This is a genomic window from Elizabethkingia occulta (assembly GCF_002023715.1).
GTDB classification, from domain to species: Bacteria; Bacteroidota; Bacteroidia; order Flavobacteriales; family Weeksellaceae; genus Elizabethkingia; species Elizabethkingia occulta.
This window is the reverse complement of sequence record NZ_MAHX01000016.1, coordinates 412,790-425,005: the sequence shown is the minus strand read 5'-3', so window position 1 is coordinate 425,005 and position 12,216 is coordinate 412,790. Positions and strand designations below refer to the sequence as shown.

At 35.5% G+C, this 12,216-nt stretch carries 6 protein-coding genes; 1 reads left to right on the top strand and 5 read right to left on the bottom strand.

The features are described 5' to 3' along the window. Positions 1-332: 332 nt before the first annotated feature. The 5 genes from BAZ10_RS12600 to rimP form a co-directional block, all read right to left on the bottom strand. Complete coding sequence (locus BAZ10_RS12600) at positions 333-1,715, bottom strand: RagB/SusD family nutrient uptake outer membrane protein (protein ID WP_078772340.1); 1,383 nt, start codon at positions 1,713-1,715, stop codon at positions 333-335. A 15-nt stretch (positions 1,716-1,730) separates the two neighbouring features. Next, the gene (locus BAZ10_RS12595) at positions 1,731-4,628 is read right to left on the bottom strand and encodes a SusC/RagA family TonB-linked outer membrane protein (protein WP_078772339.1); all 2,898 of its coding nucleotides are present in this window, start codon (positions 4,626-4,628) and stop codon (positions 1,731-1,733) included. 492 nt (positions 4,629-5,120) lie between these two features. Next, positions 5,121-8,009, bottom strand: coding sequence for a translation initiation factor IF-2 (gene infB, locus BAZ10_RS12590; protein ID WP_078772338.1), 2,889 nt, complete (start codon positions 8,007-8,009; stop codon positions 5,121-5,123). A 66-nt stretch (positions 8,010-8,075) separates the two neighbouring features. Further along, positions 8,076-9,311 (bottom strand): transcription termination factor NusA, encoded by a 1,236-nt coding sequence (gene nusA / locus BAZ10_RS12585; protein WP_024564007.1) that lies wholly within the window; start codon positions 9,309-9,311, stop codon positions 8,076-8,078. Between the two features lie 34 nt (positions 9,312-9,345). After that, positions 9,346-9,813 carry a ribosome assembly cofactor RimP gene (rimP, locus tag BAZ10_RS12580; protein ID WP_059155956.1) on the bottom strand — a complete coding sequence of 156 codons (468 nt, stop codon included), beginning with the start codon at positions 9,811-9,813 and terminating at the stop codon, positions 9,346-9,348. A 232-nt stretch (positions 9,814-10,045) separates the two neighbouring features. Here rimP and BAZ10_RS12575 point away from each other — a divergent pair, with 232 nt between their 5' ends. Continuing rightward, positions 10,046-12,154: a glycoside hydrolase family 97 protein gene (locus BAZ10_RS12575; RefSeq protein WP_078772337.1), complete on the top strand. Its 2,109-nt coding sequence runs from the start codon at positions 10,046-10,048 to the stop codon at positions 12,152-12,154. Positions 12,155-12,216: the final 62 nt, after the last annotated feature.

Here is a 12,216-nt window from a genome sequence, read left to right as displayed (position 1 = left end):
TCAATATTGACATTAATTTCAGTTTTTTTTTAAAGTTGACAAGCTATCAATATTCCTGTATTTAGATCAAATAACATTAACAATAATAATATTTATGAATTTTTATTATTCATCTCTAAACAGTTAAATTTCATAAATACATATAATATATTCACTAAAAAATGAAGTTATTACATATTTAATTTTTCAGTAACATCCTGAATACAATAGTTTATAGATAAGAAAATAGTAATTACATATGTTTGCCTAAATTATGTTTATAAAAAATCCCCGGACATTAATGTCCGGGGATTATAATTAAAGAAAATTAATTTCTTATATCTGACTAATAATTATCTGTAATTATCATATCCTGGATTAGCTTTTACTAAAGTACCAGAAAGGTCAGTTTCAACTCTTGGCATAGGGAAAGCTGTTAAATTTTTATCTTTATTAGCCCCTGCTGGTCTTGGAACTTCTACACCCCATCTCAACAAATCCCACATTCTGAAGCCTTCTCCAATTAATTCTTTAGATCTTTCAGCCATAATACTTTCCATTGTAACAGAAGTTGCCTTAGCCAACCCTCTATTCTCAAGAATCATATTAAGATATTCTAATGCCTTAGCAGTATTACCTAACTTAAATTCGGCTTCAGCTCCATCTAATACGACTTCTTCATAACGAACAATACGGATACTGGTTGCTCCTGTAAGACTTGGAAATTTCTTATTTAGGAAATAGCTACCATCTACTTTTTCAATTAAACCTAAACGTGCATCATTACTAGCATAAGAAGCCATTCCAGCATCACTTACAACAGTATTAGCATAACCTCTACTATTCATAATATAAGCGTAAGATGCTGCTCCTGGCTGGGCCACCTCTCCATAAGCTAATTCAAAAATAGAGTTCATAGCAGAACCACTAGCTTCCCATGAACTTACTAAAGCATCTTTCTCTATAACTTTATATTTCTTGCTCGCAACAATATCATTTACTAATGATTGCACTTTTGCATAATTGTTTTTGTACAAGTAATATCTTGCCGCCAATGCTTTTACTGCGTTAATTGAAATCTCAGATCTCTTATCTGGTCTGTCAAAGCTTTTAGAGCTTTCCATTTTGTTTATAGCAGCTTCAAAATCAGCTTCAATTTGTTTTTCAGTATCCGCAATACTTGATCTTCCTTGTTTATTTAATGGATCAAATTTCACAGGAAGAACAATACCATCATTACCTCCTGTATATTTCTGTCCGTATAATCTTAACAAATCAAAGAAACTCTGTGCTCTTAAGGCATAAGCCTGACCTACATAATAAGTAGCTTCTGCTTTACTTGCTGCAGCATTATCTAATGAGTTAATATCAAAATTAACAATATTATTGGCTTTTGCTACAACCTTATAAATCTGCTTATACGTATTTGCTGCATATGAATCAGCAGAAGTCATTTCATAGCCCGCTACTGTATTATAATATCCGGATCTTCCGTTACTAAGCATATGATCAGATCTTACCTCGGCATAGATAGAAAAATCCTTTCCATAATAGTACTGAGACCTCATATCAACAAATGCACCTAATACAAATGAATGCATTTGCTCTGCAGACTTCCATGAAGAAGCTATTTCACTTTCATTAAAAACCGTTTCTGTAAAATCCCTGCTGCAGCTTACACTTGTTAAAGCTAGAGAAAGTGCAAGAACTCCTGTTTTTATATTTAAATATTTCATTTTATATATTTTTAATTAAAATCCGAAATTAACTCCTAACATAAACGCCTTCTGAATTGGCAATCCTAAATCGTAGTTACCTGCCAAATTAATTTCCGGATCCAACTTTAAGTTTTTGTCAAATTTGTATGTCCATATATTATTTCCTAATAAATAGATCTGTAAAGATGTAAGACCTGTTTTTTCTAATACATCTCCTTTGAAGGTATAGGCAATTTTAAGGTTACTTAATCTTATATAATCAGCTTTAAACATCCTTCTTGTAGATAATCCGTAACCTCTCTTATTTCCTAATGAATAAATAGGCATAGGATTAGCAGCATTAGGATTCTCAGGAGTCCAGAAATCCATTTGAGAGGCATATCCCGGAGTATCATATACTCCAGCTCCATCAGAAACAACATTACCCATCCACTTATCTAAGATTTTCCCTCCAAATCCATAAGTAAAGAATGCATCTAAGCTAATATTCTTATAGCTAAGGTTAGTACCAAATCCACCCGTAACTTTACTTAAAGCATTTCCTTGAATCTCTTCTTTAGCTAAGTTATAGTTATTGGTAGTTTCACCATCTTTTCCATTAAGATACCATAATGGATCCCCATTTCTTGGGTCTACACCAGCCCATTTTCTCATATAATAAGAGTTGATACTTTCTCCCTGACGAAGAATCATCCCACTCATAGCTATACCATCAATTGTAGGATTTACAACATCACCACCATATAACTTAGTGATTTTATTACTTAGTGTAGAAAGATTAGCATTTACGCCCCAATTAAGTCCATGTGGATTCTTAAGAATTTCTGCATTCACAGAGAATTCAAAACCTTTGTTTACCATATCTCCAATGTTTGCATTGTAGCTGGTCATACCCTGAGATACCTGCAATGGTAACTCATAAATAAGATCTTTAGATTTTTTGTTGTAGTATTCAGCTGTAAAAGTAATTCTGTTATTTAAGAATCCAAAATCTACACCTACGTTAAAAGGATTAATTGTTTCCCATGTAAGATTAGGATTATAAACCCCTCTCAAATCACCAGCTGCTAAAGCATTATAGTTTCCTGTGTAAGAATATAACGCATAAGGATTAGCTTTTACCTGATTACCAACCTTACCGTAAGACGCTCTAAGCTTTAGCATAGATACTGTTGGGTCGTTTTTTAAGAATCCGAATCTCGCAACATCTAAAGCAACGCCTGCTGACCAGAAATTCCCTGCCTTTTTACCTGGAGTAAAGTTAGACAGAACGTCTCTCCTGTATGATCCATCTACCATTATGATTCTGTCATAATCCCAGTGACCGATTAAACCGTATCCCCATCTTGAATCAATTACTTTTCTTCCTCCTACTCCTAGTGGCTGAATAAAGTTATCCATTGTCTCCAGGAATGGAGATCCTACAGTACTGCCTCTGGCAATCACCATATCCTTTTGGGTTCTGTATGCTTCCTGTAATGCTGTAAAATTGAAATTATTTACCCCCGCTTTGAAGTTATATGTTAACATGTTTTGCACGTTAAAACTAAAATATCTTGAAGATATATCAGTCTTTCTTCCTTTATAAGCATATCCATCTCCATGTAATGGTGAGTAATAAGCATTTTCAAGAAGATTAATAAATTCCGGTGCAAAAACAAATTTATAGGTAAGTCCTTTTATAATTTTATATTCAGCTTGTAAGTTTGCGAAAACTCGCGCTGTTTCATTTCTAGTATAGTTCAAATCCTGAAGAGCAGCAACATTAAATTTACCATTAGATAAACGTCCACTTTGCCCCAAATACCAAGATCCGTCAGGGTTTCTTAATGGGTCTGTAGGTCTGTTAAAATACTGTGCTAAGATTGGGTTAGCCGTAGCCCCGCCTTCTGATAAAGTATTTGTTTTACCATAAGACATTTGAAAATCAGTTGAGATTTTAAGCCTATCCGTTGCCTGGTAACTAACTCTGGAAGAAGCTGCTAATCTTTTAAAGTTAGCTCCTTTTACAGTAGATTGCTGATCAAAGTAGTTAATTGAACTGAAGTAGCTCAATTTATCATTACCGCCGGAAAGTGAAAAATCTACATTAGTCTGATAAGCTTCATTTTTCTGAGTCGCATCTTTCCAATTTGTATTATAGGGACTGTTTAAAACATTGGCAATATCAGTTTTTTTAAGATCTCCTTTAACATCAGAACCTCCGGCTTTCAAAAAGTCATAAACCTCCTGATAACTTTTGCCTACGAAGCCAGGATCATTTGCCCCCTGATATCTATTCATAACAGAGTAAGTAAGTAACTTCTTGTATTCATCAGCCGTTAATCCTCTTTCTCTTTTTACAGCATCACTGGTAATACCCTGAGTAAAGTTTAAACTAAATTTAGCTTTACCTTTTTTACCAGATTTTGTTGTAATAATAATTACCCCAGAACCAGCATCTGCTCCGTACATCGCAGTAGAAACGGCATCTTTCAAAACACTGATATTTTCTATATCATTCGGGTTAAGACTCGCTAAGATATTTCCGGTAGTAGAGTTACTTGATAAGTCTCCTGACTTTACACGAACTCCATCAATAACATAAATAGGATCTTTAACACCGTTAATAGAAGAGATACCTCTTACACGAACAGAAGCAAATCCACCTGGCTGACCATTAGAAACACCCGTCTGAACTCCGGCAACTCTACCTTGTAACATTTTATCTACAGAAGCAGAAACAGGATTATCCTCAATAGCCTTAGCCGTCATTGTTCCTACAGAACCTGTTAATTCTTTTACAGTTTTCTTCTGTCCAAAACCTACTACAACCACTTCTTCAATAGTTTTTGTTGAAGTAGCAGTATCCTTCTTCACTGACTGAGCTATAATGTTTTGTCCCATAAAGAACAAAACCCCCGCGCTCAATACTTTAAATTTTACATTCATATTAACAATATTTAATATTTCAACACACAAATATGTTAAAAAATATTAATACACATAAAATTCATTTTTTTTATATCATTATTTTATATAATTAACAATTTATTACACATCGATGTTATTAAATTATTAACTAAATGTTAAAATTCAATAATGATAAATCATCACAGATAACAATATATTAACAAGCCTATCTAAAACTCATAAAACACCGATGAATAATACATTTTAACATTAATTATAAAAACAAAATATTTTTAACATAAAGAATATTTTTTTCATTCATTAAAAATGAACCATTAACACTTAACAACCTTTACTCAGACTTAACAGAATGCACATTAAATGTTAAAACATCGATTATTAGCCCCTTTACTCCTATTATTAACATCTATTAACAAGGTTTAAATTTTTCTTAATTAAGACTAATATTAAATTTTTACATAAAAAAAGCCCCTGTTAAAATTAACAGGGGCTTTATATCTATAAATTGAATTATTTCAATTTCTTCTTAACAGCTACTTCTTCGTAAACCTCGAGTATATCGCCAATTTCGATATCATTATAGCCTTTAATATTAAGACCACATTCGTAACCTTTAGTTACTTCTTTAACATCATCTTTAAAACGTTTTAAACTCTCTAATTCACCAGTGTATTGTACGATTCCATCACGGATTAATCTGATTTTAGAATTTCTGGTTATCTTACCTGTTAATACCATACAACCTGCAATGGTTCCAACTTTGGAAATCTTGAAAGTTTCACGGATCTCAACGTTACCGATAACCTGTTCTTTAATCTCAGGAGAAAGCATTCCCTCCATCGCTTCTTTAACCTCATCAATGGCATCGTAAATTACAGAATAAGTTCTGATCTCAATCTCCTCCTTATCGGCAAGTTCTTTTGCATTACCACCAGCTCTAACGTTAAAGCCAATAATAATTGCATCAGATGCAGAAGCTAATAATACGTCTGATTCGGTAATCTGTCCTACACCTTTATGAAGGATATTAATATGGATTTCTTCGGTAGACAATCTTGCTAACATATCGGAAAGCGCTTCTACAGATCCATCCACGTCACCTTTAAGGATAATATTCAACTCTTTAAAGTCTCCTAATGCGATACGACGACCGATTTCGTCAAGCGTAAGATGCTTCTTAGTTCTGATTGTCTGCTCACGCTGAAGTTGCTCACGTTTAGTTGCAATTGATTTCGCTTCACGTTCATCTTCAAAAACTCTGAATTTATCACCCGCTGTCGGCGCACCGTCAAGACCAAGTATCGTTACAGGAATAGAAGGTCCGGCTTCCTGCATAGGCTTACCTCTTTCATCAAGCATTGCCTTCACCTTACCGTGGTTTTTACCTGCTAATACATAGTCACCAATTTTAAGCGTACCATTCTGTACTAACATAGTAGCTACATAACCTCTACCCTTATCCAAGGCAGCTTCTATAACTACTCCGGAAGCTTTTTTATCTGCATTTGCTTTTAATTCTAATAATTCCGCCTGGATTAATACTTTCTCTAAAAGCGTATCTACATTGTTACCAAACTTAGCAGAAATTTCCTGAGCCTGAACATTACCTCCCCATTCTTCTACCAGGATATTCATTCCCGAAAGCTGCTGGCGGATATTATCAGGATTCGCTCCTGGTTTATCTACTTTATTGATTGCAATAATCATTGGCACCCCTGCTGCCTGAGCATGGGCAATTGCTTCTTTAGTTTGTGGCATCACATCATCATCCGCTGCAATTACAATAATTGCAATATCCGTTACCTGAGCACCACGCGCTCTCATCGCTGTAAAGGCTTCGTGACCTGGTGTATCTAAGAATGTAATTTTTTCTCCATTATCAAGCTTCACATTGTAAGCTCCGATGTGCTGTGTAATACCTCCGGATTCCCCTGCAATTACATTCGTCTTACGGATGTAGTCCAATAGGGATGTTTTACCGTGGTCTACGTGTCCCATTACTGTAACTATAGGAGCTCTTTTTGATAAATCTTCTTCTGCATCCGGCTCCTCTTCTAATGAAGCATCATCGATATCAGCATCCGAGAATTCAACTTTATAACCAAACTCGTCAGCAACTAATGTAAGTGTATCAGCTTCCAGACGTTGGTTCATTGTAACCATTACACCTAAAGAGAAACAAGCAGAAATAACCTCAGTAGCACTTACATTCATAAGGCTTGCTAATTCGCTTACCGTAATGAATTCAGTTACTTTAAGAGTTCTGTCTTGTGCTTCCATTTCTTGCTGAAGCTCGTCCTGCTCTCTTCTGAAAGATCTCTTTTCTCTTCTATGCTTCGCTCCTTTAGATTTACCACCTTTATTAGTAAGTTTCTCTAAAGTTTCTTTAATCTGGTTTTTAACTTGTTCGTCAGTTAATTCAACAGGCATAACCTTATTCCTGTTGTTATTGTTACCACCACGATTATTATTACCACCCCGGTTGTTATTGTTACCACCTCGGTTGTTGTTATTACCACCTTGCTGGTTACCACCTCTGTTAAAAGGTTTTCTGTCGGAATTATTATTGTTATTATTATTTCCGCCCTGGTTGTTATTTTGTCCCTGGTTGTTATTGTTGTTGTTCTGCCCTTGGTTTCCTCCTTCCTTGGTTATTCTCTTTCTTTTCTTTTTGAAAGAGTTATCTCCGCTTTCTTTCTTAGGCTTTTGTTGGAACTGTGATAAATCCACTTTCTCCTTTAGGATCTTTGGACCATCCAATTTCTGATAAACAGTTTCAATTTTCTGTGGCTCTTGCGGAGTTTCCGGCTGAGCAGGTTTTACTTCTTCCACTTTTTTCTCAACAGGTTTTACTTCCGCTTTCGGTGCTTCAGCTTGTACCTTCGGCTCTTCTTTTTTAGGAGCTTCTGGCTTTTTATCTTTTTTATCAGAATGTTTAGGTCTGTCTGATCTGATCTGCGATAAATCAATTTTACCTAAAACTTTGAATTCCTGCTCCTGAGGCTCCTCTGTTTTTTCAACAACAGGCTGGGCAGGTTCTTTTACAGGTTCTGGTTTGGGAGCCTCTTCTACTTCTTTCGGCTTCTCTTCTCCCAAATCAATTTTCCCTAAAATTTTGGCACCAGTTTGTGGTGCTGCTTTGGCTCTTATCACCTCAGGTTTAATCTCTTCTATTTCCAGTTTTTCATCCGGAACTTTAGAGATCACAACCTCATGGGAAGCTTTCTTCTGTTCGCCATCTTTACGGAACTCAGCCTCCAATGCAGAAAATGCCTCGCTTTCTAATAGAGCGTTAGGATTACTTTCCACTTCAATCCCTTTAGACTGCAGATATTCTACAGCTCTGGAGATAGAGATGTTAAGTTCCTTTACCGCTTTATTCAATCTAATTTTTGGCATAAAAAATATTCGTTCTTTTGAATTTTTAAATTCGTAATTATTATAAAAATTGGGTTAAGATCCAGATTAGTCCTCTAATTCGTCTCTCAATATTTGTTTTACTTCCTCAATGGTTTCTAATTCAAGATCTGTCATTCCCACAAGTGCAGCTGTCTCTTTATCCAGTACACTTCTTGCAGTATCAAGACCTACTTTTTTAAACTCATTGATGATCCATTCTTCGATCTCGTCAGCAAATTCTACTAACTCAACATCGTCACCTTCTTCTTTATCTCTGTATACATCAATATTGTATCCTGTTAACCAAGATGCAAGACGTATATTCTGTCCTTGTTTCCCAATAATTTTAGAGATTTCTTCAGCCGGAGCGTATACTAAAGCATGTGACTGCTCTTCGTTCATATCAGCTTTCTGAATATTAACGTTTCCTAAAGCTCTCTTCACTAAGATTTCCGGGTTTTTAGACCACTGAATCACATCAATATTCTCATTACGAAGTTCTCTTACTACTCCATGAATTCTGGATCCCTTTACTCCTACACAAGCTCCAACAGGATCAATTCTGTCATCGTAAGCATCAACAGCAATTTTCGCTTTTTCACCCGGAATTCTCACTACTTTCTTCAGGATAATAGTTCCGTCCTGGATTTCAGGAATTTCAAGCTCTAATAATTTCTCTAAGAATTTAGGAGCAGTTCTGGAAACAATAATCTGAGGTTTGGAACCTTTAAAGTCAACACTTTCGATTACTGCACGTACACTATCTCCTTTTCTGAAGAAGTCTGAAGGAATCTGGTTTTCTTTTGGTAAAATAAACTCATTCCCTTCATCATCTAACAAAATTACATGTTTATGACGAATATGGTGTACTTCTCCTACTGCAATCTCACCAATTCTATCACGGAACTGATCATATAGCATTGCATTATTATGCTCCTGAAGTTTAGTTGCCAGGATTTGCTTTAATGTAAGAATGTTTCTTCTTCCTAACTGTGCAACTGGAATTTCCTGAGTAAACTCTTCTCCTACCTCGAAAGTCGGATCGATTTTCTTAGCCTCAGAAATTTCAATTTCCAAATCATCATCTTCTGACATTTCATCTTCAACAATTCTCTTGTTCAAGAAAATCTGGAAATCTCCTTTATCAGGATTTACAATAACATCAAAGTGATCGTCCGAGTCATATCTTTTTCTCAAAAGAGTCTTAAGAGAATCCTCAATAATTGCCATAAGGTCAATCTTGCTGATTCCTTTTTCATCTTTAAAATCTCCAAAGGATTCGATTAATGCTATATTGTTGATTATATTGCTCATTTTTTTTATTTTTCTTTTTCAATCAAAATTTAATTACCACAAGGGCTTTTTTAATTTCAGTCAATGGAATTATCCGGTCTTCTACTACATCTTCTTTTCCTTTTCCTACAAGCTTAGGACGTCTGTATTTCAGCTCTAAGGTAATTGAATCTTCTCCGGCAATTTTTAATTCACCCTGAATCTTTGTATCATCATTTAATAATACATCAAGTTCTCTTCCAATATTTTTAGCAAATTGCCTTGGTAATTTCAAAGGCTCTGAAAGCCCCGGTGACATTACCTGAAGACTAAAATCATGTTCTTCTCTGTCTAACTGAAACTCTACTGCACGGCTAACATCCAGACAATCCTGAAGACTCACGCTTTGGTCTCCATCAATAATAACTGTAATATTACTATCCGCAGAAATTTTAAGTTCAATTAAAAACAAATCTTCCCTTGTTTCAAGGTACTGATCTACTAATTCTTGTACGCGCTCCCTAAATTCCATATTTCATTGTTATGTCTACGAAAAAAGGCTTTCTTCCGAAGGCCTTTGCATTGAATTCCGTAAAACTTCTGCAAATATAGTTTTTTATTTTGAAAATCACAAACATACACGCAGAAAACCAACATTTTAATGAAAAATATTTGTACGAAAAACATTCAAAACCAAACAATTATTCTTCAAAAGGCTTTTTTTGTAACTTCACCCATCTAATTAACCACAAACAGAAAACCCTATGAAGCATTTTACAGCCTGCTTTTTCATACTATTTATTTCGGTTTTTATTCAAGCTCAAAAGCTGGAATCTCCTGACAAAAATCTTACTCTCAACTTTTTACTAAACGAAAAAGGAGAAGCCCATTACGATCTGAAATATAAAAATAAAGATGTAGTGAAAAGTAGTAAGCTTGGCTTTTTAATTAGCAGCACAAAACCTTTTGCCGAAGGCTTTAAAATAACCTACACACAGCTTTCCTCCTCCGATACATCATGGAATCCCGTACTGGGAGAGCAAAAAACAATCCGGGACAATCATAACGAGATGTTAGTTTCTTTACAGCAAGCTAAAACCGGATATCAACTCAATATCAGATTCAGGCTTTTTAATGATGGTCTGGGATTCAGATATGAATTTCCAATTCAAAAAAACTTAAGACACTTTCGTATAGATGAGGAACTTACAGAATTTAATCTAGCCCAAAACTGCAAAGCTTTCTGGATTCCTGCAGATTATGATACTAACGAATTTCGAATTACCACCTCCCGGATTTCAGAAATATCTTCGTTAATAACAACGGCAAGAGATGAGCCTTTAGCAGCAAAAGCACCATCAAAAAACCTTGCTGTACAAACGCCACTCATGCTAAAAGCCGATAATGGTTTATACATCAATATTCATGAAGCGGCATTGGTGGATTATCCTGCCATGCACCTAAATGTAAATGATAAGAATTATAAGTTAAGTACTCATCTTACCCCTAATAAAAACGGAGAAAAAGCCTATATACAAACTCAAATGAAAACTCCGTGGAGAACTATCGTAGTCAGTGATGATGCACGTGAGATACTCGCCTCTAAACTGATTCTAAACCTAAATGATCCAAGCAAAATTGAAGATACATCATGGATAAAACCTACAAAATATATTGGAGTCTGGTGGGAATACTTCACAGGAGGAGGCTCTACCTGGGCTTATAGTGACAATCAGGATATCATCATTGGAGAAACAGATTACACCCGCCTAAAACCTAATCAACATCATGGAGCCAATACCCAGCATGTGAAAGACTACATAGACTTTGCCGCTGAGAATGAATTTGATGCCGTACTCGTTGAAGGCTGGAATGAAGGCTGGGAAGACAGCTGGGCTTATGGAAAAGAAAAAATATACAGCTTTACAAAAGCTTATCCGGATTTTAATGTAGAAGAATTACATACCTATGCAAAAACAAAAGGTGTAAAAATCATTATGCATCATGAAACAACCTCTTCAGCAGTTGACTATGAAAGACAATTGGATGATGCATTTTCTTTCATGAATAAGCATGGATATACAGCTGTAAAAACTGGATATGTTGGCCCCATCATTCCAAGAAGCGAATATCATGACGGACAGTGGATGGTCAATCATTATAACTTTGTAGCCCAAAAAGCGGCGCAGTACAAAATCATGGTAAACTCTCATGAAGCCGTAAGACCCACCGGTCGTTCCCGAACCTATCCTAACTGGATAGCTCAGGAGTCTGCCAGAGGAACCGAATTTGAGTCTTTCAACGGAAACAATCCGGATCATACTACCATTTTACCTTTCACAAGATTAATGGGTGGCCCTATGGATTACACGCCTGGAATCTTCCAGGGAGACCTTTCCGTATATGGTAAAAACAAAGCCAGGCTTAGCACTACTCTGGTAAAACAATTAGCACTCTATGTAACATTATACAGTCCGTTACAAATGGCCGCTGACCTTCCGGAAAATTACAAAAAGCACATGGATGCCTTCCAATTTATCAAAGATGTAGCAGCAGACTGGGACAACACTTACATTCTGGAAGCTGAACCCGGGGATTACATTACGATTGCACGTAAAGCAAAAAATAAGAATGAATGGTTTGTTGGTGGCATCACAGACGAGAATGAAAGAACAGCGACAATTAATCTCAGCTTTTTACCAAAAGGAAAAAATTTTGAAGCTGTTATTTATGAAGACGGAAAGAATGCTGACTGGAAAACCAGTACAATAGATTATAAAATAAATAAACAAAAAGTATCTTCCGTTACTATTCTGAAAAAAAGACTGGCTCCAAGCGGAGGTATTGCAATAAGTATTAAAGAAATCAAATAAGCATAAAAAGCGAAATATAAGAGAGTTTATTTATTATTTTTGCATATTATCTTTTAAAGACA

Bases quoted from the DNA above. Each gene is read 5' to 3' on its own strand.
- BAZ10_RS12600 (WP_078772340.1), bottom strand. From the start codon at position 1,715: ATGAAATATTTAAATATAAAAACAGGAGTTCTTGCACTTTCTCTAGCT.
- BAZ10_RS12595 (WP_078772339.1), bottom strand. From the start codon at position 4,628: ATGAATGTAAAATTTAAAGTATTGAGCGCGGGGGTTTTGTTCTTTATG.
- infB (WP_078772338.1), bottom strand. From the start codon at position 8,009: ATGCCAAAAATTAGATTGAATAAAGCGGTAAAGGAACTTAACATCTCT.
- rimP (WP_059155956.1), bottom strand. From the start codon at position 9,813: ATGGAATTTAGGGAGCGCGTACAAGAATTAGTAGATCAGTACCTTGAA.
- BAZ10_RS12575 (WP_078772337.1), top strand. From the start codon at position 10,046: ATGAAGCATTTTACAGCCTGCTTTTTCATACTATTTATTTCGGTTTTT.